At 61.6% G+C, this 23,603-nt stretch carries 23 protein-coding genes and 2 tRNA genes; 2 read left to right on the forward strand and 23 right to left on the reverse strand.

Going from position 1 to position 23,603, the window contains the following annotated elements; translation table 11 throughout:
- Positions 1-122: 122 nt before the first annotated feature.
- The 4 genes from Q0I65_RS04835 to nhaA all read right to left on the reverse strand — a co-directional run bounded on the left by Q0I65_RS04835 (position 123) and on the right by nhaA (position 7,322).
- Positions 123-962 carry a TipAS antibiotic-recognition domain-containing protein gene (locus tag Q0I65_RS04835; RefSeq protein WP_296060565.1) on the reverse strand — a complete coding sequence of 280 codons (840 nt, stop codon included), beginning with the start codon at positions 960-962 and terminating at the stop codon, positions 123-125.
- 700 nt (positions 963-1,662) lie between these two features.
- Positions 1,663-3,612 (reverse strand): FAD-dependent oxidoreductase, encoded by a 1,950-nt coding sequence (locus tag Q0I65_RS04840; protein ID WP_296060568.1) that lies wholly within the window; start codon positions 3,610-3,612, stop codon positions 1,663-1,665.
- Between the two features lie 214 nt (positions 3,613-3,826).
- Entirely contained in the window at positions 3,827-5,194 is a 1,368-nt protein-coding gene (gene glmU / locus Q0I65_RS04845; protein ID WP_296060571.1) for a bifunctional UDP-N-acetylglucosamine diphosphorylase/glucosamine-1-phosphate N-acetyltransferase GlmU, read from the reverse strand.
- Positions 5,195-5,681: 487 nt separating this feature from the next.
- Positions 5,682-7,322, reverse strand: coding sequence for a Na+/H+ antiporter NhaA (gene nhaA / locus Q0I65_RS04850; RefSeq protein ID WP_296060574.1), 1,641 nt, complete (start codon positions 7,320-7,322; stop codon positions 5,682-5,684).
- A 308-nt stretch (positions 7,323-7,630) separates the two neighbouring features.
- Here nhaA and raiA point away from each other — a divergent pair, with 308 nt between their 5' ends.
- Together raiA and Q0I65_RS04860 are read left to right on the forward strand one after the other, a co-directional pair.
- Positions 7,631-8,209, forward strand: a complete 579-nt coding sequence (gene raiA / locus Q0I65_RS04855) for a ribosome-associated translation inhibitor RaiA (RefSeq protein WP_296060577.1) — start codon at positions 7,631-7,633, stop codon at positions 8,207-8,209.
- Between the two features lie 50 nt (positions 8,210-8,259).
- Positions 8,260-8,478 (forward strand): acyl carrier protein, encoded by a 219-nt coding sequence (locus Q0I65_RS04860; protein ID WP_296060580.1) that lies wholly within the window; start codon positions 8,260-8,262, stop codon positions 8,476-8,478.
- Between the two features lie 192 nt (positions 8,479-8,670).
- On the opposite strand, the gene Q0I65_RS04865 is transcribed toward Q0I65_RS04860, so the two are convergent.
- The 19 genes from Q0I65_RS04865 to Q0I65_RS04955 all read right to left on the reverse strand — a co-directional run bounded on the left by Q0I65_RS04865 (position 8,671) and on the right by Q0I65_RS04955 (position 23,500).
- Complete coding sequence (locus tag Q0I65_RS04865; RefSeq protein ID WP_296060582.1) at positions 8,671-8,850, reverse strand: preprotein translocase subunit SecE; 180 nt, start codon at positions 8,848-8,850, stop codon at positions 8,671-8,673.
- Position 8,851: 1 nt separating this feature from the next.
- Positions 8,852-9,877, reverse strand: a complete 1,026-nt coding sequence (gene cydB, locus Q0I65_RS04870) for a cytochrome d ubiquinol oxidase subunit II (protein WP_296060585.1) — start codon at positions 9,875-9,877, stop codon at positions 8,852-8,854.
- Entirely contained in the window at positions 9,877-11,316 is a 1,440-nt protein-coding gene (locus Q0I65_RS04875; protein WP_296060587.1) for a cytochrome ubiquinol oxidase subunit I, read from the reverse strand. The genes cydB and Q0I65_RS04875 overlap by 1 nt, the downstream gene beginning before the upstream one ends.
- A 205-nt stretch (positions 11,317-11,521) precedes the next feature.
- The gene (locus tag Q0I65_RS04880; RefSeq protein ID WP_296060589.1) at positions 11,522-13,126 is read right to left on the reverse strand and encodes a folylpolyglutamate synthase/dihydrofolate synthase family protein; all 1,605 of its coding nucleotides are present in this window, start codon (positions 13,124-13,126) and stop codon (positions 11,522-11,524) included.
- Positions 13,127-13,138: 12 nt separating this feature from the next.
- Positions 13,139-13,861: a uracil-DNA glycosylase gene (locus Q0I65_RS04885; RefSeq protein ID WP_296060592.1), complete on the reverse strand. Its 723-nt coding sequence runs from the start codon at positions 13,859-13,861 to the stop codon at positions 13,139-13,141.
- Positions 13,862-15,091: an alanine racemase gene (alr, locus tag Q0I65_RS04890; protein ID WP_296060639.1), complete on the reverse strand. Its 1,230-nt coding sequence runs from the start codon at positions 15,089-15,091 to the stop codon at positions 13,862-13,864. It abuts the gene before it with no gap.
- Between the two features lie 209 nt (positions 15,092-15,300).
- A complete protein-coding gene (locus tag Q0I65_RS04895; protein WP_296060595.1) occupies positions 15,301-15,783 on the reverse strand; it encodes a MogA/MoaB family molybdenum cofactor biosynthesis protein in 483 nt (160 codons plus the stop codon).
- Between the two features lie 57 nt (positions 15,784-15,840).
- Positions 15,841-17,094: a gephyrin-like molybdotransferase Glp gene (glp, locus tag Q0I65_RS04900; RefSeq protein ID WP_296060598.1), complete on the reverse strand. Its 1,254-nt coding sequence runs from the start codon at positions 17,092-17,094 to the stop codon at positions 15,841-15,843.
- Positions 17,095-17,203: 109 nt separating this feature from the next.
- On the reverse strand, positions 17,204-18,505 hold the full coding sequence (gene eno / locus Q0I65_RS04905) for a phosphopyruvate hydratase (RefSeq protein WP_276997933.1): 1,302 nt from the start codon (positions 18,503-18,505) through the stop codon (positions 17,204-17,206).
- Positions 18,506-18,664: 159 nt separating this feature from the next.
- Positions 18,665-19,519, reverse strand: a complete 855-nt coding sequence (locus Q0I65_RS04910) for an energy-coupling factor transporter transmembrane component T (RefSeq protein ID WP_296060601.1) — start codon at positions 19,517-19,519, stop codon at positions 18,665-18,667.
- 109 nt (positions 19,520-19,628) lie between these two features.
- On the reverse strand, positions 19,629-20,174 hold the full coding sequence (gene rplQ, locus Q0I65_RS04915) for a 50S ribosomal protein L17 (RefSeq protein WP_158048646.1): 546 nt from the start codon (positions 20,172-20,174) through the stop codon (positions 19,629-19,631).
- Between the two features lie 12 nt (positions 20,175-20,186).
- Complete coding sequence (locus Q0I65_RS04920) at positions 20,187-21,137, reverse strand: DNA-directed RNA polymerase subunit alpha (RefSeq protein ID WP_158048645.1); 951 nt, start codon at positions 21,135-21,137, stop codon at positions 20,187-20,189.
- A 29-nt stretch (positions 21,138-21,166) separates the two neighbouring features.
- Positions 21,167-21,763: a 30S ribosomal protein S4 gene (gene rpsD / locus Q0I65_RS04925; protein WP_158048644.1), complete on the reverse strand. Its 597-nt coding sequence runs from the start codon at positions 21,761-21,763 to the stop codon at positions 21,167-21,169.
- 19 nt (positions 21,764-21,782) lie between these two features.
- Positions 21,783-22,181, reverse strand: a complete 399-nt coding sequence (rpsK, locus tag Q0I65_RS04930) for a 30S ribosomal protein S11 (RefSeq protein WP_158048643.1) — start codon at positions 22,179-22,181, stop codon at positions 21,783-21,785.
- Positions 22,182-22,193: 12 nt separating this feature from the next.
- Positions 22,194-22,562: a 30S ribosomal protein S13 gene (gene rpsM / locus Q0I65_RS04935; RefSeq protein ID WP_296060609.1), complete on the reverse strand. Its 369-nt coding sequence runs from the start codon at positions 22,560-22,562 to the stop codon at positions 22,194-22,196.
- Positions 22,563-22,585: 23 nt separating this feature from the next.
- A complete protein-coding gene (rpmJ, locus tag Q0I65_RS04940; RefSeq protein ID WP_006363204.1) occupies positions 22,586-22,699 on the reverse strand; it encodes a 50S ribosomal protein L36 in 114 nt (37 codons plus the stop codon).
- Between the two features lie 96 nt (positions 22,700-22,795).
- Entirely contained in the window at positions 22,796-23,014 is a 219-nt protein-coding gene (gene infA / locus Q0I65_RS04945; protein ID WP_158048641.1) for a translation initiation factor IF-1, read from the reverse strand.
- Between the two features lie 292 nt (positions 23,015-23,306).
- Positions 23,307-23,380 (reverse strand) — tRNA-Gln (locus Q0I65_RS04950).
- A gap of 44 nt (positions 23,381-23,424) precedes the next feature.
- A tRNA-Lys gene (locus tag Q0I65_RS04955) sits at positions 23,425-23,500 on the reverse strand.
- Positions 23,501-23,603: the final 103 nt, after the last annotated feature.

The raw sequence follows: 23,603 nt of genomic DNA on the forward strand, positions 1-23,603 counted from the left end.
GGTAAACGGGCTTCAAGCTATATTCGCGAGCCTGTTATTATCCTATATTCAACGTGTTTCGGCCCCGTTAGCGCACTTCGGCCCTGCTGCCACCGCCGCATGTCCAATCAGGAGCTGCAGCCCTAATCAATCCCGCTTTCCCCGATTGCGGCCTCGATCGCCGCAACCAAAACCGCCGTCGCACCCTCGCCCGCCCGCGAGTCGTAGTAATCGACGAACCGCTCGTCTTCGAGATAGCTTTGCGCGAGCGCAACATGTGCATCCGTCGAATATGCCCCTTCGCCCCATTGCATGCGAATCCATCGGGCATGCATCTGCGCGAGCTTCGCCGCCTCGGGCCCCTTTGCGTTTCCGGCAGCCACCGCCGCTTTCAGCTGCTCGATAATCGCCTGTTCAAGCGTTTCTTTCGCGCCCCATTCAGCCTCGCTCATGCCGAGCAGCCTTTCATTCGCGGCATCGACGGCAGCATCGCCGTAACGCTCGCGCGCTTCTTTCCCGTGCCTCATCTCGTTGGCATGAACAGCACTCCAGCGCTTCAAATGCGGCAGCACCGCGCCCATAAGCGACACCGCTTCGTCGCGAGACATGCCTGTGTTTTCGGCCAAGCGCGGCGCGCAATCCTCGATCATGGCGTCCATCGTGGTTTCGTAGGTATATTTTCCCTGTTCATAGCACCATTTACAATAATGCTCATCTTTGGAGCCGTCGGCGTCGGAGCCGTAATCGGCCGGCGTCAAAATCATGCCGCAGCTCTCGCAATAGCGCTCGGGCAAATCGAGCAGATGCATAATGGGCTCGTCGAGCACGTTCGCGATGAGCTTCATCATGTCGATGCCCGGCACAACCTCGCCGCGCTCCCAGCGCGACACCGCCTGCCGCGTCACGTACAGCTTCGCCGCAAGCCCTTCCTGCGTCAGGCCCTTGCGTTTGCGCAGCTCAATCAGTTTCGTTGCGAAATCCACCGAAAGCTCCTCTCTCGATTCTGTTGGCAAAACTCTATCCCAACCAAGCGCGAATTCCTAGCAACCTTCAGTTGCGAGTCCAATCGGCATGAATCGCCTACTCCATTTCAGCCTTTATGCACCGAGGAATTCAAAAAATTGCTCGATGTGCGTAGGTCTTCGCGGAGCGAGCTCGGATGCCGATTAGTTGCCATATGCGTGACCTGGGCTTTTCTGATTCCGAAGCGCCTGCTGCGAAATGCCCTACGCCAAAGCCTACGCACATCGGGCATTTTTCTTCATCGGCAGCGCATCGGAAGGTGCGGGGGCGCGGCGGAAGGGGCGGGGCGGCGTCCCTGCGCGTCGGCGGGGGCGGGACGGCCTGGGCGCTGCAAAGTGCACCGCGACCCTGCACGGTGTCACTGCGGGGCGGTAGGGGCGGAGCGAAGGCTCGAGAGCGGCGAGCGCAGCGGACTCTGGGCACCGCAAGATGCGGGGCGGCCCTGCAGGGCGGCGGGGGCAAGGCGGCAGCCATACGCGGCGGCGTCCCTGCGCGCCGAATGATGCGCGCGGCGGCCTTGCGAGCCGCCGCGCGTTTGAGAAGGTGGCGAGATTAACCAGCAGCTGGCGAAATTGGCCAGCTCCAGCGTTTTAGCTAGATGTCGAGCGCCGCGTGGTAGGAGCCACCTCAGCTGGCCAGCGCCGCACTGCCAACGCCGCCTTAGATGTCGAGCGCCGCGTGGTAAGCCTCGTACACCGCAGTCGTGATGTTGGAAGGACGCACTGCATCACCGACGATGCGCACGAACGGCGCCGCATCCCGCAGGGCGTCCGCGACATCGCTGCGCGAGCGCTGGCCGATGGCGCAAATCACCGTGTCACCAGGAACAAGGTGCTCCTTCCCCTCCCCGTCCGCAACGACAAGGCCACCACGCTCCACGCGCACACCGCGGGCGTTCAGGTTGACGTCAATGCCCGCGCGCTCGACTTCCGCAAGCAAGATGGGCCTATGCCGGATATTGGCGTCGATGGCAAGCCCGTCGCACATCTCGACGATGTGCGCACGCCTGCCAAGTCGCACCTGGTTGATCGCGCATTCGCAGCCCGTCAGCCCACCGCCAAGAACGACAACCTCATCCCCCGGTTGCTCGCCTTCCAGGTACAGGTCGTCGATCGAGAGCACGCGCGCACCCTCTTCGACGGGAAGCGGCATCGGAATCGGAGCCGACCCTACGGCGACAATCACCGCATCGGCCGCAATCCTCTCCGCGAATGCCGCGTCGACCTCGGTGTTCAGGCGGATATCCACCCCAAGGCGATCGAGCAGGTGCGCGTAGGTGCGCCCCAGCCCATACATGTCGCGCTTGAAGGGCAGTGCCGCCTCAGTGCGCAGGATGCCACCGAGCTCGCCCTCGCGCTCGCACAGGACGACGTCGTGCCCGCGACGGGCCGCCGTTGCCGCGGCGGCCATGCCAGCAATGCCGCCGCCCACGACGAGCACCTTGCGCGAACGGGGCGAGCGCGCGATGTCCATCCCCTCGAATTCGCGTCCGATGAGCGGGTTCACCGCGCAGCGGCGCGTTTGCGTCACGGCACGCTCGGCCATGCACACGTAGCAGCGAAGGCATTTCACCACATCGTCGCCGCGATTCGCCATCACCTTCGCGGGGAGCTCGGGGTCGGCCAGAAGCCCGCGCGCCATGGCGACGGCGTCGGCCTGACCGCTCGCGATGATTTCCTCCATCTGCGCGGGGTCGGAAAGCCCGCCGATCGCCACGACAGGAATGCTCACGTGCTTCTTGATCTCGGCCGCGAGATGCACGTTGCAACCGTGGTCGCGGAACATCGACGGGTGCGTGATCGAGAAGCCAAATTGATAGGACCCTGCCGATACATGCATGAGGTCGACCAGATCCTCGAGCGCATGGGCGATGCGGGCGCCCTCGGCCACATCGTAGCCGCCCTCGAAAAGCTCGGCTCCGCTTATGCGCAGCTCAATGGGGAATCCGGGGCCAACGGCGCTGCGCACCGAAGCGAGCACCTCGCGCGCGAAGCGGATGCGGTTCTCAAGCGGCCCGCCGTATTCGTCCTCACGCTTATTGAAGTAGGGGGAGAGGAACTGGTTGATCAGCCAGCCGTGCCCCGCATGCACCATGACCATCTGGAAGCCGGCACGCTTCGCGAGCGCAGCCGCCTCACCATATGCTGCAACGATGCTCGCAATCTGCTCATGGGAAAGCGCGCGCACGGGCATGCCGTCGGGGCGCACGCCATCGGAGGGCCCCCACTGGCACAGATCGCCCTTCTTCTCCTTGTCGACCATATAGGTGCCGGCATACTGCCCCGAATGCGAAAGCTCGATGGATGCGACCGCGCCGTGACGTTTGATCGCGTCGGCAAGGTAGGTGAAGGCGCCGAGCTGACCGGGCGTCTTCAGCGACAGCCGCAACATTTGCGAGCCGTCGGTTTCGGGATGGACCACCAGCTCGCTCACGGTAACGACAGCAGCACCGCCCTTTGCGCGCAGCTCGTAGAATCCCTGGGTGCGCGGCCCGGGCGTGCCCTCCGCCGTAATGTCGGTCGCGCCCATCGGCGCAGATAACATGCGGTTTCGAAGCGTCAGGCGCCCCACCGTAAGCGGCGCACACAGATGCGGATAATCTCGCTTCATCGAACTCCCCTTCTTATCGAAAATCTCTCTCCGCCGCGCTGACCGAGCGCTTGCATCGCGCGGACCAGGCTGGCCGCCAGTCGCGCCCACGAGTTGCATCTCGCGGGCCGTATCGCGCTGGTCACCGGATCCCACACGATTGCACCCGGCAAGCGCGACGAGCGGGTGCGGCGCCCCTCCCCTTTCGGGCGCCGCCTTCCAAGCACTGCGCAGTCTAGTTCGACGGATGGTGCTTTTCAACCCAGCCTTCGTGGTTTTCCTGACGACCACGGGCGATAGCGAGCGCGCCGTCGGGCACGTCCTTCGTGATGACGGAGCCCGCAGCAACGAGCGTGTTAGCGCCCACGTTCACGGGAGCCACCATCATGGTGTCGCTGCCGATGAAGGCACCGTCGCCAATGGTGGTCGGCCACTTCTTAGCGCCATCGTAGTTGCAGGTGATCGAGCCAGCGCCGACGTTCACGCCCTCGCCGAGCGTCGCGTCGCCGATGTAGCTCAGGTGAGGAACCTTGCTACCGCGGCCGATCGTAGACTTCTTGATTTCCACATGAGTGCCGGCTTTCGCACCCTCGCACAGGTGCGCGCCGGGGCGCAGGTACGCGCGCGGACCGCACGTGGCCTCATCGTCGATGCGCGCCTCGATCGCGACCGTCTCGTCGATCGTGCAGCCCGAGCCGACGACGGTGTCGGTCAGGCGCGTGTTCGGGCCGATGACGGAATCCTCCCCTACCTGGGTTTTTCCCAAGAGGAAGGTCTGCGGGAGAAGCTCAACATCGGGCGCGATCTCCACGTCGGGGCCGATCCACACCGAGGACGGATCCCACATGGTGACGCCCGCCGCCATGTGCTCCTTGTTGATGCGCGACTGCAGGGCGCACGTCGCCGCGGCCAGCTGGACACGCGAGTTCACGCCGAGGCACTCGGAGACGTCGCTTGCGGGAAGCGCAAGCACGTCGCGCCCGGCGCTGCGGCAAATCTCGAGCACGTCGGTCAGGTAGAACTCGCCCTGCGCGTTGTCGCTTCCCACCTGCTCGAGCGCCTCGAAAAGCGCCTGCGCGTCGAAGCAGTAGAAGCCGGAGTTGCATTCGGTGACGGCGGCCTCGGCGGCGTTCGCATCCTTCTGCTCGACGATACGCTCGACGCGCCCTTCGCCGTCGCGGATGATGCGCCCGTAGCCGAACGGGTCGTCGAGCTCCATGGTGAGCACCACGACCGCCGCGTTCGAGCGGGCGCGCATGTCGGCGAGCTCGCGAATGGTATCGGGCGTGATGAGCGGGCAGTCGCCCGACAGCACGAGCAGCGAGCCGTCGAAGCCGGCAAGCGCATCCTTGCAGGTGAGCACCGCGTCGGCCGTGCCGCGTTGCGCCTTCTGCACGACGACCTCGGTGTCGGACACCAAAGGCTCCACGATCTCGCGAGCGTGCCCCACCACCGACACGATGCGATCGGCGCCGGCTTCGCGCGCGGCGTCAACGACCCAGCGAACGAGCGGCTTGCCGAGAATCTCGTGCGCGACCTTGGGTTTTTTCGACTTCATACGAGTTCCCGCACCTGCGGCGAGCACGATGGCGGCAGTATTCATTGAAACGACCTTCCGATTGGTTGAAAAATGCCAGGAAAAGTATAGCGCAACCCGAAACTGACGCGTTCCCGCAGGCTGCAGGCTCACTGGTATACCATCAAAGATAATCGCTCATCGAGCACAGCGGCCGCTTGCACGCCTTCGCGCACAACCCCCTTGACCGCGAAGGCGCCCGAGATGGCAACATATCCCTCGAAGGGCTGGGGACGCACGCCCCCTTCTGCCGCCCTTCCCATTTCTGCTTTGCAACGCGCGAGGGCGCGGAATTCTGCTTGCAAAGGATCATCAAGACGAGAACGCCATAGCACAGACGCATATTCGGATTCCGACCAGAGCGCACAGCCCCGCGAGCGCGCCTCGATCTATCGCCTCTTCTCCGCGCTCCTCGCGAAAAAGCCCTCTGCCGAGTGCTTGGCGCAGGCGGCGAACCTCGCGCCCACCGTCCAAGGGGAGCTGGGGGAATACTTCGCGTCGCTTCGCGGCGGCGCTAGCGCTTCTCCTTGAGGGAGACCGCCACTTCCGCAATGCCCTCGCACCCTGTAAGAGCCTGCTCCACCTCGCGAATAACCTCGGGATCGTCGATTTCGCGAAGGAGCCTCTCGGATGCGGCGTTGGCTTCCTCGCCCGCAGTCTGGCGATGCATCTCGCTCGGGCCGAGAGACATGAAGGCCACGCCCTGCTTCTGTGCCGACTTCGCCTGCACCGCGAGCAGCGAGAAGCCCGCAACGCCCGCGACGAGCGAGGCTAAAAGGATGCCGAGCTTCGCCGCGGCGATTGTGGCCGCATCGACGTAGGCCAGGTTCGCCACAAAGATTGCCATCGTGAAGCCGACGCCGCCCAAAACCGCCGCGCCGAGCATATGCATCCAGGTCACGTTCTCAGGCAGGCTCGCCGCCCTCAGCTTCACCACAAGGAAGCTCGCTGCCATAATGCCAAGCGGCTTGCCCACCACCAGGCCGAAGAACGCACCGAGCAGCGCCGGGTTCGAGAACAGGGCGCCCAAATCGCTGCCCGCAAGCCCGACGCTCGCGTTCGTGAGCGCGAACAGGGGCAGAATCGCGAAATACACCCAGGGATAGAGCAGGTGCTCCAAACGCGTCGCCGGGGGCACGACCTGCTTCGATACGCGCGCCAGCGAGGAGACCGTCTTCAGGTAATCCTCCTGCCCGATGACGGGTTCCTGCGCGTTGAAGGCGCTCTTCGCCTCGACGACGCGCTCGCCCGACCAGCGGATGAAGCTCTTCACGTTCACGCGTGACCCGGAGGGAATCGCAAACGCAAGCAGTACGCCGGCGATGGTCGAGTGCACTCCCGACATGAACATGCAGTACCACAACACGGCCCCCACCAGCAGATACGCATACAACGAGAACACGTGGCGCTTGTTCATGAGCAAAAGCGCGCAAAAGACGACCGTCGCGCAGCCAAGCCACGGCAAAGACGGCGCCTGCCCGTAGAACACCGCGATGACGATGATCGCGATGATGTCGTCGGCGACGGCCAAGGTGCTCAGGAACACGCGCACCCCGTTCGGCACGCGGTTGCCGAGAAGCGCCAAGATTCCCAGCGCGAACGCGATGTCGGTTGCCGTCGGGACGCCCCAACCGCCCGCCGTGTCGGGATTGCCCACGTTGAGCGCAGAGTAGACGGCAACGGGCACGAGCACACCGCCCACCGCAGCGACGATGGGAAGAATCGCCTGGCGGATGTTCGTCAGCTCGCCCACCGTCATCTCGTATTTGATTTCCAAGCCCACGAGCAGGAAAAACACTGCCATGAGCACGTCGTTGATAACATGCGAGAGCGGCATCGTCGCCTGCGTCTGCCCGAACACGAAGCCGACGTCGGTGTGCCAGAAATGGGAGAAGGCGTCGGCGACGGGAGAGTTCGCCACCACAAGCGCCGCGATCGCCGCGAGGAGCATCGCACCCGCAGCCTTCGTGGACGAGCTCGTGAACTGGATGAGCTTGCGATAGCGGGCCTGATGGCGCTGAACCTCGCTGATGTAGATGCGCCCCGGATCGGGGTTTTGCGCGCTGGGGTGCTCGGGTGCTGCAGGCGCATCGAGAGCCACGCCTTCCGCAGAGCGCTCTTCTTTGTGCGCAGATGAGGCGCAATGTTCGGTCATGGGGAATCCAATCTATGCGCGAATAGCGCATACCACGGGGTCGGGCGTTTGCTGCATTATCCCTCAAATAACGGGTTCTTAACTTGCAAAACCCCCTTTCACCTGCGAATGTAAGCGAAGCGTTGCCAAAACGGTCGCAAATACTCATCTCCCCCGACGCCGTTTTGCGCTATGCTGTTCCTATCAGCTTCGAGGTAAGGAGCCAACATGTTCCATGCAGACGGGTATCGAAATCGCAGATAAACCCGCATGGACAGGGGCATCCTCCCAGGCTGTTTTTTATTCGCCACGATTGTGAGGTGGTAACTATGAGCATTACCGTATCCGGCCGCAAAATGCCTGTAACCGACGCGCTGCGCGCCTATGCCGAGGAGAAAATCGGCAACTCGATGAAGGTCATGGATATCGACCCCCTCAACGCCGAAGTCGTCCTGAGCAAAGAGAAGAACCCGGCGAACCCCTGCCCCGACACCTGCGAAGTCACGCTGCGCACGAAGGGCCACATCATCCGCGTGGAAGAGCACGAAGACGATATGTACGCGGCCATCGACGTCGCCGCGGCGAAGGTGCTGCGCCAGCTGCGCAAGTACAAGACGCGTGTCATCGATCGCAAAACCCGCAACAGCGAGAAAACCGTTGACGCCTCGCCCATTCCCGTCTCCGAAGGAGAACTCGACCTCGACGGGCTTATGAGCGAGCTGTCCGACGACGAGGTCGTGCGCGTGAAGGAAATCGAGTTCGCGCCGCTCACCGAGGAAGAAGCACTCGTGCAAATCGACCTTCTGGGCCACGATTTCTTCGCTTACACCGATCGCGACACGAACTTGGTGAATGTTCTTTACCGTCGCGACAATGGAGGTTACGGCCTTTTGAAGCAGAAGGAGTAGCGATAGGGTACAATACCTTCGCTAGTTCACTGTGAGAAAGGATGCCTTCAATGGCTACGCTTGATACCGTTAAAGAAGTTCTCGAATCGAACCTCGACATCGACCCCGAGAACGTGACCGAAGACGCCACCTTCGAGGACCTGGGAATCGACTCCCTGGACATGGTCGAGCTCATCTGCGATCTCGAGGAGAAGTGCAGCGTCGACTTCGGCGAGCCGGAAGGCCTCACCACCGTCGGTGACCTCGTCGAGTACATCGACAACCTGTAAGGTTTCACCATCGCAACGAAAGAGCCCGCATCTGCGGGCTCTTTTCTTTTTGGGGAATGCGCGGCGGAGCGAAAACGCGTACGGCAACGGGAAAACGCGAGGGCACGCACAGTGGCCACAGCGAAACGCGAGGACACGCGCGGTGACTTCGACAAGATGCCGCTGACGCGCACGCCCGCGTCAGCGGCATGCTTACGAGCGATCGCGGCGGGAAAGCCATGCGAGCACGGCGGCAGCCGCGACGAGCAGGCAGATCGTCGCCACGCGTCCGACGCTTAAAGGCTGGTATCCCACAGCGAAGATGCCTACCCCGAACGCCGCCAGGACCACGCAAAGGACGGAGAGCCATTTCAGGTAGTGTTTCCTCTCCATGCTACGCCACGTCTTCCTCGCTCAAGCGGCCGCGGAACGTGCGGTAGACGATGACGTGGTACACCAGCACGAGCGGCACGCCGATGCACGCGATGCCCGTCATCCAAGCAAGGGAAATCTCCGAGGATGCTGCGGTCGCCGCGGTGATCGAGGCGCCCACGCCAGCGGGATCGGCAACGACGAGCGTCGGGAACATCGACGTCGCCAGAAGCCCGATAAGGCAGACCGCGCCTGCGGACTGGGCGAGAAACGCACCCAAGTCGCTCCCCTTCGCGCGGCCCAGGTATATCGACACGATGAGAGCGATTGCGAAGAGTACGGCAAACACGCAGGCCACAGGCCACATTGCGGGCTCAATAGCGGGACGGATGACCCCGAGCGTCATAACACCGCAGACCGCGAACAGCACGAGCGTCACAATCTGCAGAATGCCTCCGAGTTTGCGCGCCCGCGCACGAAGATCGCTTCCCTCGGGCGTTTTAAGCGCGATCCACAAGCATCCCGCCGTCAGGCACATCGCGAAACCGAGAAGCCCGACAAGCAGCGTGTACGGGGTGATGAGCCCCAGAAGCGGGACACCCGAGTAATCCCCGTTCGCCGCCATGGGAATACCCGCGAACGCATTGCCCACGGCAACCCCGAGCAGAAGCGCCGGTAGGAACGATCCCACGATGAAGCACACGTCCCACACGCGCGACCAGCTGGCGTCATGGGCACGGAACTCAAGCGAAACGGCGCGCACGATAAGCCCGAAGAGCACAAGCATCACCGCGAGGTAGAAGCCCGAGAACGTCGTGGCGTATGCTGCGGGGAACGCCGCGAACAACGCACCGCCCGCCGTGAGCAGCCAAACCTCGTTGCCATCCCACACAGGGCCGATGCTGCGGCGGATATACGCGCGCTCAGTCTCGTTCTTCGCAAGGACCGGGTAGAGCACGCCCGCGCCCAAGTCGAATCCGTCGAGCACGAAATAGCCCGCGATCAGCACGAAGATCAGGAAGAACCACAGTATCTGAAGAATTGTCATTACTGCTCACCACCCTTTTCACCTGCACCGGCCACCGCAAGATTCCCATCGGCCGCCTTGGCGGCACCCTCATCGGGCCCCTGCTTCACGAAATGGGAGATGACGCGCACCCAGCCGATGAGGAGGAACAGGTAGACCGCAAGGAACAGCCCCAGCGTAATCAAAAGCTCAGGCGCCGACACGGATTGGGAGATCGCGTCGTTCGTCAGAAGAGCCACGCCGTCGGGACCGGTCGTCGAAGGATAGACAACCCACGGCTGACGGCCCACCTCCGCCGTGATCCAACCAACTTGAATGGCCACGAACGGGAACAGCGGCGAAATGACGAACAGCTTCTGCAGCCAGCGCATCGAGCGGACGCGCCCGCCGCGCATGGTGAAGACAATCGCAAGAATCGCCGTCACCATGATGAGCCCATACATGGCAACCATCAGGTGATATGTTTGGAACACGAGGTTCGCGGGCTGATCGGCGACGTTCATGTCGGAGTACTTCTCCTCCTGCGCGAGCGAATGCAGGCCCTTGTACTCGGTATCCCACGTGCCGGTTGCAAGAAAGCTCGTCCCGCCGGGAATCGCGAACGGGGTGATCACTTTCTCGTTTTCCTCGTCCACCCAACCGAATGCGTAGAGCGGCGGCACCTCGTCGTTGTACATGCCCTCCATCATGGCGAGCTTGGTGGGCTGCTCTTCGGACACCTGAACGGCGGACGCGTGCGCGGTCACGATCATGGCGCACGAGGCGACGATGCCGACAACAGCACCGATGCGCACCGTCTTCATGGCGAAGTCGGTGTGCTTGTTCTTGAGCAGGTACCACCCACCCAAGGCGAGCGACGTGAACGCACCGATGATCAGCAGCGCAACGATCACGTGGAAGTAGCGCGGGGCAATCGAGGGGTTCATGGCTGCTGCGAGGAAGTCAGTGATGATGGCCTTCTTCCCATCGGCTGCAAGCTCGGCGCCGGCGGGCGTCTGCATCCACGAGTTAGCGATGAGGATCCAGAGCGCGCTTAAAAGGGAGCCTGCCCACACAAGCCACGCCGACACGGTGTAGAACTTGGGCGAAACCTTGTTACGGCCGAACAGCAGCACGCCCAAGAACACCGACTCCAGGAAGAAGGCGAACAGCGCCTCTGCGGCAAGCGGGGCGCCGAAGATGTCGCCTACGAAGCGCGAATAATCTGCCCAGTTCGTACCGAAGGAGAATTCCATTGTGATGCCCGTCGCCACACCGATGGCGAATGTCGCGGTGAAGATCTTTACCCAGAGACGCACCGCCGCGCCGTCCTTCTCGTCGCGCGAGCGGTAGTACTTCGTCGCGAAAATCGCCGTGATCAGGCCCAGCCCAATCGAGAGCGGGACGAATATGAAGTGGTACGCAACGGTGAGCGCAAACTGGATACGTGAGAGCAAAGCAACGTCGGTCAAGATATCCATAACGCAACCCCCTCCTCTTCGCATATGCGATGGTTGATTATTGGATGTCAGGATAGCACATTATCGATAACTATTCTCATTATTATTGGGAACTATTTTCGATAATGCCACTTGCAGGAAATCCCTCTGCAAGCGGACAGCAACAGCCTAGCCCCGCCGCACGCGATAGCCAAGCGCCGTATATGCGAAATGTTGTCAGGAAACCCTACGACTGCAGAGAGTTGCTATCCGCAGCGCGAAGAAACGCGGCCTTGACATCGGCAATCGAGTAGAGGCTGCCGAATGCGCAGATGAGACCTTCGGAGCCGGCGATTCTGCGTGCAGCAGAGACAGCATCTCCGAAATCGCCCGCAACCTCAACCGTCGCAGAAACGCCGAGCTCGTCACATGTCTCGCGAATCGCCTCAGCGAGATCGGCCGCATCAAGGGCGCGCGGATTGGGCGGCGTCACGCACACGAAGGTGCTCGCCAGCGGCGCGACAGCGCGAAGCATCGAGCGATAGTCTTTATCGGCAAGGATACCAACAAGGAATACTGGCCTTTTATCGGGGAAAACGTCGCGCAGCGAATCGGCGAGCACGCCCGCGCCCTGCGGGTTGTGGCCGCCATCGATCACCACGGTCGGCATACCCGCTGGTTGATCAAGCACTTCAAAGCGCGCAGGCCACCGCGTCTCGGCAATTCCACGAGCGATAGCCTCATCAGGAATCTCCCAGCCGCGCTCGCGCAGCGCACCAGCGATTTCGATAGCCATCGCCGCGTTCGAAGGCTGATAAGACCCCAAAAGCCGCGTCGCATACTCCCGCCCGCGATACGAGAACTGGCGCATGGGAAGAGTTCCCTCAACCTGCGACATAAGGGTTCGGTGGGCATATGCCATGCTCAAACAGTCCTGAGCTCGCACGAACGTGCCAGAGGGCACGTTCGGCTCGTGCGGAACTGCGCGTGGCATACGCCCACCGAACCCGACATCGATTGACGAACTTACTTGGAGCTTCTGGGCGGGGGCAACGTGCTCCGCGCGCAGTTCCGCAGCGCAGCGAGGACTGTCTGAGCACGGAGTATGCCCCTCATGCTCAAGAGCGGTGCCGCGAGTCAGCAGCGCAGCGCCCCTCGTCACCTTCCCCACCGAAAGCATCGAGAAATCAGGCACGACGAGCTTGTCGCCCGCGCGCCGTGCGACATCTTCCACCACTTCCATGGCGGAGGGCTCCTGCGGCCACGACACCACGGTTGAACCCTCTTTCACAATGCCCGCCTTCTCGTGGGCAATCTCGGCAAGCGTGTTGCCGAGCAGGTTCGTGTGGTCGAGCGCAATCGACACGATTGCCGCAACCTCGGGCGCAGCGATGACGTTGGTGGAATCGAGCCGGCCTCCAAGCCCCACCTCGAGCACCACGATATCGCAGCCAACGTGCGCGAAATGCACAAGCGCCACGGCGGTCATCAGCTCGAACTCAGTGGGGTGCTCGCCACCTTCCGCCTCCATCGCCTCGGCGCACTCGCGCACACGAAGCGTCGCAGCCGTGAGGTCCTCATCCGAGATGTTGCGTCCGTTCACACGGATGCGCTCATGGAATGTCTCCACGTAGGGGCTCGTGAAAAGCCCCGTCTTGAAACCCGCCTCCGCAAGGATCGACGCCGTGAAGGCGCAGGTCGACCCCTTGCCGTTCGTGCCGGCGACATGGACGAACTTCAAGCGGTCTTGAGGGCGCCCCAGCCGATCGAGAAGCTCGCGGATGCGCTCAAGGCCGAGTCGGGACGTCAGCCAACGAGGCGTGTTGATGTATTCGATTGCGTCGAAAGGCATGCTTCCACCTTTTTAGAGAAGTTTTTGCTGCGAGAACGATTCATTCTCTTTCACTGGAGAAGGCTGCGGCGCATCCCCCGACTCATCAGGGAAAACAAGAGCGACCGAGCGCACTTGCTGCACCCCGTCTTCCCCGCCTGGCTGCGAACCATCGGGAGCGGCGGCAACGATGCCCGCCTGTCGCAAAAGCTCACCGAGTGTCGCAAAATCGTTCTCCAACGCCTCGCGCTTGCTGCCATCGTAGAGCGCGGCCGCGGGATGGTAGATCGGGAAGACGCTGAAGCGGCCCGCATGCTGCAAGGTCCCATGCAGCCGCGTGATTCCCACCTCGGTCTTCAGGATGAACTGCGTGGCAAACTTGCCGAGCGTCACGATGAAGTCGGGCATGATGGTTCGCGTCTGTTCGCGCAGGAAAGGCGCGCACAGCTCGATTTCCTCAGGCCTGGGGTCGCGATTTCCAGGAGGGCGGCATTTCAGCACGTTCGCGATGTAGACGTCGTCGCGGGAAAGCCCCGCGATCGCAAGCAGGTCGTTGAGCATGTGCCCAGCGGCGCCAACGAATGGCTCGCCCTGCAAATCCTCATTACGACCAGGCGCTTCCCCTACGAAAAGCACGCGGGCGCGAGGGTTTCCCACCCCGAACACCGTTTGCGTGCGCCCCTGCGAAAGCGGACAGCGATGACAAGCTTCCACCGCGGCGCGAATCTTGGGAAGGGGTATGTGCGGCTTGCCCATCTATACGTACACCTTCGGCAGGCGCATTCCAAAGGCGCAGGCCAGCTCGTAGTGGATCGTGCCGAGCTTGTTCGCCATGTCGTCGAGCGTCACCACGGAATCGCCCTGACGGCCGACGATGACCACCTCGTCGCCGATCTGCGGGTCGAGGCGGCGACGGGTACCGTACGTGCGCAAGTCGACCTCGAACATGCACTGGTCCATGCAGATGTTGCCAACCTGGCGCACGCGCGTGCCGTCGACGATGAAGTCGGTGCGGCCGGAAAGACCGCGGTTCAAGCCGTCCGCATAGCCGACAGGCACCGTGCAAATCTTCACGCTGCCGGGGCTGCGGTAATTCAACCCATAGCTCACGCCCTCGCTCATGGGAAGCGTGCGCGTGTCGGTGATGCGCGCATGAACGCTCATCGCGGGCTTGAGGTTGATCATCGAGCGCGTCTCCTGGCAGGTGTGCAAGCCGTAGAGCGACACGCCCCACCGCACCATGTCGAAGTGGACCTGCGGATAGCGAACCGTCGCGGCGGAGTTCGCGCAGTGCACGATGCCGGGGTCGATGCCCACCTCGCGCAGTACGGAAATCGCCTCCGTGAAGCGCTTCACCTGGATACCGAAGTCGAGCGTCCCCTCGCAGTCCGCTGTCGCGAAGTGCGTGAACGTGCCCACCAGATCGAGCGCGCGATGGAAGCTCACCTTCCGCATGAAATCGACCACGTCGTCGTAGCGTACGCCGATGCGGTTCATACCCGTGTTCACCGCCAGGTGGAACGGCGCGCGGATGCCGTACTCGTCGGCCTTCTCGGCGTAGGCAATGGCGAACTCGGGCGTGTAGATGGACGGCATGATCTTGTAGGCGAGCAGCAGGGGCGCCGCCGTAGCAGGGGGCTCGGACAGAAGCACAATCGGCGCTCCTACCATGCCCTCGCGCAGCTTGATGCCCTCGTCGATCGTAGCGACTGCCAGGTAGTTCGCGCCCGATTGCAACGCGGTCTTCGCAACACGCACGGCGCCGTGACCGTACGCGTCGGACTTCACCACAGCGAGAAGGCGCGTGTTCGGCTTGATGAGCGACCGTGCGACACCGACGTTGTGGCGAATGGCCGAAAGGTCGATTTCCACCCACGACCAACGACGATCGGTTTCAGGAATCAGGGCAAGCTGGTCAGGGTCGAACGTGGGCTTTTTCGCCTGCTCATCCTTGGCGCCAGCCGCGCTTGTCTCATCGGGGGCCATCGCGCCAGACCTCCGTGCAGATTGTTGTTGCTGCTGTTGAGCTTTGCGAGCGAACCCCGTGAAGCCGTTGATGAGCTCCTCCACCGCTTCCAAGCCTTTCTCGTAACCTGTTATCGGTAGCAAAGTATAGCACTCATGAAAAACGCGCCCGAGCAATCAAGCTGTTCGGGCGCGTTTCGAAACAAAGCGGAAATAAAGCGGCAGAGAAATTAGTGCCCGCCGCCGGCCATCATCTTCACCGCATGGGGAAGCGCAGCGACGATGCCGTCCCAATTCTCGCGGGCGGCCTTCTCGCTTCCCGGCAGGTTGATAACGATGGAGTTGCCGCGCTGCATGCAGATTGCGCGCGAGAGCATCGCGTAGGGAGTGATCTGCAGGCTGTGGTAGCGCATAGCCTCGGCGATACCGGGAACCTCGCGCTCGCACACGTCGCGCGTCGCCTCGGGGGTGTTGTCGCGCGGGGACAAGCCGCTTCCACCGCAGGTGAGCACGATGTCAACTTTCAGGTCGTCGGTGCAGCGCTTGATGGCGGCGGCGATTCCGGCGCGATCGTCCTTCACGATCATGTGCGTACGGCAGGCCCAGCCTTGCTCCTCGATCAACGATTCAAGCGAGTCACCTGCGGTATCGCACTCAGGGCCGCGCGTATCGGAACAGGTAATGATGGCGAATACCGGCTTCTCGACACTCATGGTTTTATCCTTTCTTCTTCCATCGGCGCCTCTGCGGCGCGAAATTGTAGGGTTCTTTTAGATCAACACTTCCTCGGAGACGTCGAGCAGCATGCAGTCGATCATCGAACCTGCCGCACGAGACTCCAGCCCCTCGGGCATGATCGCCATGCAGTTGCTGCGCTGGATCGGCCCGAAAAGCCCCGAGCTCTGATTCTGCGCAGGGGTGACCAGATAGCCTTCATCGTCTTTCGTGAGCGTCGCGCGCAGGAAAATGCGGCGCGGATCCTTCTTCTTGGTGTCCTGGGACAAACGCGCGCGAACAACAGGGCGGTTGAAGTGGCTATAACCCTGCATCTTGCGCAGCGCCTGGCGGACGATCATCTCGAAACCGCAGTACGCCGCGGCGGGATTGCCGGGAAGGCCGAAGACGGGCGTACCCTTCACCAGGCCGAACGTCTGGGCTTTGCCGGGACGCATGTTCACGGTGGTCATGAGCAGCTCGCCCGTTCCCTCAACCACCGGCTTGATGAAGTCGAAGTCGCCGTTTGCGGCACCGCCGGTCGTGATCACGAAATCATAGGTTTCCACCGCGTCGAGCACCGTCTTCTCAAGCGCCTCGTAGGTGTCCTCCACGATGGGCAGGATAGTAGGAATGCAGCCGGCCGCCTTTGCGCATGCCGCGATGGCAAGGCTGTTCGAATTGCGGATCTTGCCAGCAGAGGGGACCTCGGAGGGGTCGATGAGCTCTGACCCCGTTGCCGCGATGGCGACCTTCGGACGTCGATAGACCGGCACCTGCAACACGCCGCACCCGGCAAGGAAGCCGACGCCGGCGGAGGTGATGACCTCGCCCGCATGGACGATGACCTCGCCCGCATGGGCCTCTTCGCCCGCTTCGCGGATGTTGTTGCGCAGCTTGGTCGGGGCGGTGAAGGAAACGCGGCTGCCCGGCTTGCCGTCGCCCGACACGATGCCGACGATCTCGTATTTCACCACTGCATCCGCGGCGTCGGGAACGGGCGCGCCCGTCATGATGCGCACGCACTGGCCCGCCTCGATCGGCCCGTCGTACACCTCGCCTGCACCGATCTCGGCAATGACGTCGAGCTCCACCGGCTTGTCCTCGCTCGCACTCTCGAGCTCTGCCGCATGCACCGCGAAGCCGTCCATCGCCGAGTGGGCAAATGGCGCGATATCGATGTCGCTCGCCAAATCGGCGGCCGACACGCGGCCCACGGCGTCGAGAACCTCGACCACCTCCGTCGAAAGCGGCGCCACGTTCGCGAGAACGAGCGCTTGCGCCTCTTCCAGAGAAATCATCTCTGCCATCGAATCCCCTTTCATAGAAAAACGCGCCGCCGCGAAAGCGACGGCGCGCACACGTTCGATGGCATCTATTATAGCGTTTCGACTCGAAAGGCCACCGAGCGATTTCTTCTTACGCTTGCGGCACCTTGATGTTATAGAACGCGGAAAGACCTGCGTATTCGGCCTGATCGCCCAGCTCTTCCTCGATACGGAGAAGCTGGTTGTACTTCGCGACGCGATCGCTTCGGCACGGCGCGCCAGTCTTGATCTGGCCGGTGTTGCAGGCAACGGCCAAGTCGGCGATGGTCGTGTCCTCCGTCTCGCCCGAGCGATGGCTCATGACGCACGCATAGCCCGCGCGCTTCGCCATCTCAATCGCCTCGAGAGTCTCGGTGAGGCTGCCGATCTGGTTCACCTTGATGAGGATCGCGTTTGCGCAGCCAAGCTGAATGCCCTTCGCAAGGCGCTTGGAGTTCGTTACGAACAGGTCGTCGCCGACGAGCTGCACCTTGTCGCCGATGCGATCGGTCAGCGCCTTCCAGCCGTCCCAGTCCTCCTCGGCCATGCCATCTTCGATGGAGATGATGGGGTACTTCTCAACGAGCGCGGCCCAGTAGTCAACCATTTCAGCGCTGGAAAGCTCGCGGCCTTCGCCCTTAAGCTCGTACTTGCCCGTCTCGGCGTTGTAGAACTCGGTGGAAGCCGGGTCCATCGCGAACATGATGTCGACGCCCGGCTTGTAGCCCGCGGCCTCGCATGCGCGGACAATGTACTCAAGCGGCTCCTCGTTGGTGGTGAAGTTCGGCGCGAAGCCGCCCTCGTCACCCACGCCACCGCCAAGGCCGGCCTCATGCAGGACCTTCTTGAGCGTGTGGTAGATCTCCGCGCACCAGCGCAGCGCCTCGGCGAACGTGGGCGCGCCAACCGGCATGATCATGAATTCCTGGAAGTCGACGTTGTTGTCAGCGTGCACGCCGCCGTTTAAGATGTTCATCATCGGCGTGGGCAGTACATGCGCCCCGATGCCGCCGACGTACTTGTACAGGGGAAGCTGCGCAGATTCGGCTGCCGCCTTAGCGCAGGCAAGCGATGCGCCCAGAATGGCGTTTGCGCCGAGCGCACCCTTGTTGTCAGTGCCGTCGATCTCGAGCATCGTCGCGTCGATAGCGCGCTGATCCTCGGCCTCGAAGCCGATAAGGGCCTCGGCGATTTCCTCGTTGACATGGGTCACCGCGTCCAGAACGCCCTTGCCCATATAGCGATGCGTGTCGCAATCGCGCAGTTCGACAGCCTCGAATGCGCCCGTCGACGCGCCGGAGGGAACCGCAGCGCGACCGAACGAGCCGTCGTCAAGCGCCACTTCAACCTCAACCGTCGGGTTTCCGCGAGAGTCGAGAACCTCACGCCCGAATACGTCGATGATCATGCCCATGCAAAACCTCCCTGAAGGATTTTTTTCGTCCGGCCGACGCAAACGCGGCCGAAACCCAACAGGGAAACTATACCACTACAACCGCGCATAGCTTCGCACCCGCACCCGAGGCGCCTGCCTTAGCACGTTTGCGGGAAAGCGCGCAGAGGGAGCGGCGTTCTAGAAGAAGAGGGCGAGAAGCACAAAGGCCGCAATGCCAACGACGATTGCCGCCGCCCCCCGAATGCCGAGATGCGATTCCTCAAGGGCGCTTCGACGCCCATCCTTCGTCGAAGCGCCGTAGCAGCGTGCGTCCATGGCTGCCGCCAGGCGATCCGCGCGCCGAAAGAGGGCAACGAAGAGTGCAACGAACACGCGCCCCCATGCGCGCAGCGTCTCGACGACACCCGACCCCGAAAAGCGGGCGCATCGCGACCACTGCGCATCGTGAACCTGGCACAACTCCTCAGCCGTCACGGGAATGAAGCGAAGCGCGATCGAGAGGGCGCATGCGGCATCGTCGACGGGAATCGGTGTGCGCTTGAGCGGAGCCATAAAGCTCGATGCCGCGCTCATCATCTCCGTCGAGGTCGTCGTGAAGCTCACAAGCAGGCTTGCATACACCAAGATCACGACGCGAATCGCGTTGAACGCCCCCTTAGCAAAACCAGCGGGAACGAAGCCGAACGACCCCGCAAGGGCAATGGGGTCGAATGCCGCGAAGGGGGCGGCCATGGACACCTCGGCGTCAGAAAGGTATATCGGCAGCGAAACATCCCAGGTGAAGGAACAGAATGCAATGGCAACGGCGACCAAAACGTACGTCGGTGCCGCAAGCATGAAGACGCTTCTGAAGGGGACGCGGCTTATCGCGTGAGCAAGCGCGTACAGCGCCGCGGCAATTGCGAGTCCCGTCCACGTCTCAAGGAGAAACAGGGTAATCGAGTACGCGAGGAGCAGCGCGATCTTCACGCGCGGATCAGCCCGATGGAGAGGGGATGTCCCGAAATGATATGTCTTCACAGCTAAATGCACGCAAGCAGTATACCGACCAAAGCGTGCAGGACCGCGTCAAGTCGGCCCAAATGCAAAAAGAGAGCCGAGGCAATGCCTCGGCTCTCTCGTACATCCCATAGGGGAAAGGCTATTCGGCCTTCTCCTCGGTTGCGGCCTCCTCGGCAGGAGCAGCTTCCTCAGCTGCAGCTTCCTCGGCGGGAGCAGCCTCTTCGGCAACTTCCTCGGCCTTGGCTTCCTCAGCAGCCTCGACCTTCTTCGGAGCAACCTTCTTGGCAGCCGGCTTCTCCTCGGTCTTGGTCTTCTTGGAAACAGGCTCAGTGCACAGCTCCATGATGACCATAGGAGCATTGTCGCCCTTGCGGAAACCCAGCTTCATAATGCGGGTGTAGCCGCCCTGGCGGTCAGCGAACAGGCCCTGCTCAACCTTCTCGAAGATCTCGCGAACGAGCTCTTTGTCGTTGCCAAGAGCTGCGATAGCGAGACGACGGGAATGCAGGTCGCCCTTCTTCGCCCAGGTGATGATTTTGTCGACGTCAGGACGAATCTCCTTGGCGCGCGACTCGACCGTCTTGATGCGGTCGTTCAGGAAAAGGGCTTTGACAAGGCTGCGCTTCATAGCCTTAGTGTGGCTCCAGTCGGTGCCGAGCTTGCGCCCCTTCTTGTTGTGTCTCATGATCTCGGTCTCCTATTGCTTCAAATTGAGGTCCATGGAAATGAGTTTGTCCTTCACTTCCTCGATGGACTTCGCACCAAAGTTCCTGATGTTCAGCAGGTCGTTCTCGGAGAACTCGACGAGCTGACGGACGGAATGAATGCCAGCGCGCTTCAGGCAGTTGTAGGAGCGGACGGAAAGGTCCAGATCCTCGATCTGCTTGTCGAGCTCGGCATTGGACTCCTGACCCTCGGGCGCGAAGATGGAGGGAGCTTCCTCCCCTTCTTCCTCGTCGGTATTCGAAAGGCTCAGGAACGCGCCCATGTACTGGTTCACGATGTTCGCAGCACGGCACACGGCCTCAGTCGGGGCGATGCTACCGTCGGTCTCGACTTCGAGGACGAGCTTGTCGTAGTCGGTACGCTGACCAACGCGCGTGTCGGACACGTTCAGCGTGCAACGGCGAACCGGCGAGAACAGCGAGTCGACATGGATGACCCCGATGGGATCCTCCGTGCGCTTGTTGCGCTCGGCGGAGACGTAGCCGCGGCCGACGCCGATGCGAATCGTCATGTCGAGCGTGCCGCCGTCGGCGACCGTCGCGATGACGTGCTCGGGGTTCACGAGCGTGAACTCGGTCGGGACGTCGAGGTCGGCACCGGTAACCGTGCACGGACCCTCAGCGAGCACGTGAGCGGTCGCCTCGGTGACGTCGTCGTTCAGAGCCGAGAAAACAAGGCCCTTCACGTTCAGCACGATGTCGGTGATGTCCTCGATGACGCCCTCAGCCGTGGTGAACTCATGCTGCACGCCCTCGATCTGGATGGCGGTCGCTTTCGCGCCGTCAAGGGAGGAGAGCAGCACGCGACGCAGGCTGTTGCCAAGAGTGTGGCCATAACCGCGCTCGAGAGGCTCGACGATGTAACGAGCCACCGTGTCGTTGACTTCTTCCGTTGTTACAGTAGGCCTCATGAACTCTGTCATGTTTTAAAAGCCTCCTTACTATGCTGCGATTACTTCGAGTAAAGTTCGACAATAAGCTGTTCGTTAATGTCCAAATCGATTTGATCGCGCTGCGGAAGGGCCAACACGTTGCCCTGGAGTTTCTCGATGTCAACCTCGAGCCAAGCAGGAACCTCGAAACGAGCGTTGGAAACGAGAGCGCTCTTGATGACGAGGAGCTCCTTGGATTTCGGAGCCACGGAGACGACGTCGCCGGCCTTCACGCGGTAGGAAGGAACGTCAACACGACGGCCGTTGACCATGATGTGGCCGTGGGTGACGATCTGACGAGCCTCCTTGCGGGTGCGGGCGAAGCCGAGACGGAAGATGACGCTGTCGAGGCGGGACTCGAGGATGCGCATCAGGTTCTCGCCGGTGATGCCCGGCATGGCCTTTGCCTTCTCGAAGTAGCCATGGAACTGCTTCTCGAGAACGCCGTAGATGAACTTCACCTTCTGCTTCTCGCGCAGCTGCATGCCGTACTCGGATTCCTTACGACGACGCTTGGGCTCGCGCTTGGAGGTTTTAGAGCTGCTGTACCCCAGCACAACGGGATCAAGGCCCAGCTGGCGGCAGCGCTTAAGAACCGGAGTTCTGTTAATTGCCATGGTTATATGATCCTTTCAACTACACGCGACGACGCTTGCACGGACGGCAACCGTTGTGCGGGATGGGGGTGCAATCCTGGATGCTCGCGATTTCGAGGCCAGCTGCCTGCAAAGAGCGGATTGCGGTCTCGCGACCGGAACCGGGGCCCTTCACGTAAACGGCAACCTTCTTGAGGCCGTGCTCCATCGCGGTCTTGGCAGCAGCTTCCGCAGCCATCTGCGCCGCGAACGGCGTGGACTTGCGGGAGCCCTTGAAGCCGACGGTGCCGGCGGACTGCCAGGAGATCACATTGCCCTGAGGATCGGTGATGCTCACAATGGTGTTGTTGAACGTGGATTTGATATGTGCGGCGCCAACGGCAATGTTCTTGCGCTCGGAGCGCTTGATGCGCGCACGCACTTGTTTCTTAGCTGCCACTTATCTGCTCCCTTACTTCTTCTTGCCGCCGATTTGCTTACGCGGGCCCTTGCGGGTGCGTGCATTGGTGTGGGTACGCTGACCGCGAACGGGCAGACCCTTGCGGTGACGAAGGCCACGGTAGCAGCCGATTTCCATGAGGCGCTTCACGTTCTGGGAAACTTCGCGGTGCAGGTCGCCCTCAACCGTGAGGTTCTCCTGGATGTAATCGCGGAGCTTGCCGAGATCCTCTTCGGAGAGGTCCTTCACGCGGATGTCCGGGTTCACGCCGGTTTCCGCGAGGATCTTCTTGGAGGTCGTGAGGCCAATGCCGTAGATGTAGGTCAAGCCGACTTCAATGCGCTTATCGCGAGGAAGGTCGACACCAACGAGACGTGCCATAGGTTAATTCCCCTTCTTTCTTCCTAGCCCTGACGCTGCTTATGACGAGGGTTCTCGCAGATGACGAGGACCTTGCCATGGCGTCGGATGATTTTGCACTTGTCGCACATTTTCTTGACCGAAGGACGTACCTTCATTTCTCAATTCCTTTCGGTTATGCGTTCTCTTCTATATACAAACGTCCAGCCGCAGACGTTATTGCCGAGATTCGGCGAGGAAAACCCGCGGGTTCCCTACTTGAAGCGGTACGTGATGCGCCCGCGATTCAAGTCGTAGACGGACAACTCGACCGTGACCTTGTCGCCAGGGAGGATCTTGATGTAGTGCATGCGCATCTTCCCCGAAATGTGGGCCAGGATCTCGTGGCCGTTCTCGAGCTCGACCTTGAACATCGCGTTCGGCAACGCTTCAAGGACCGTGCCCTCAAGCTCGATGACATCTTGTTTCGCCAACTGTGCTCTCCTCTTAATGTGGACTTAAGACAGCAACACGAGATGATATCAAACATATGAAGTTGTGTGGGAGATTTGAGCGTAAAAGCACACAAAACCAACAAACCTGTGGTTTTCGAAATACCTGCTTGCCAGGCCCGCGGTCATGCCGCGCGATTGTCGCTCCGCTTTATCCGGAGTGGAATCGCCAGGTATTCGCGCTTTCGAGAAGCGCAGCCGCCTTGTCGGCTTTTTTGACTGATGCCAGCTTCTTCCAATGGCCCCAGTCGATGCTGCTTTGCTGCATCCAAGATGGCTGGGGTACCAGGATTCGAACCTAGATAGCTGGTACCAAAAACCAGAGTCCTGCCGTTGGACGATACCCCAGTCTGGATTGGTGCAGACCTAAAGCAGGTCTTACGCAATCGGAATGGTGGGCCGTCGGGGATTCGAACCCCGGGCCTTGGGATTAAAAGTCCCCTGCTCTGCCAACTGAGCTAACGGCCCTCTTATCCAATAGCGCAACTGTATATGCTAGCGGTGCTTCGGTGCCGCGTCAAGGAAAAAGTTCGCGATTCCGCAGCACGGGAACTTGCGACTGCTCGAGTCG

This window comes from uncultured Ellagibacter sp. (assembly GCF_934643285.1).
Taxonomy (GTDB): domain Bacteria; phylum Actinomycetota; class Coriobacteriia; order Coriobacteriales; family Eggerthellaceae; genus Ellagibacter.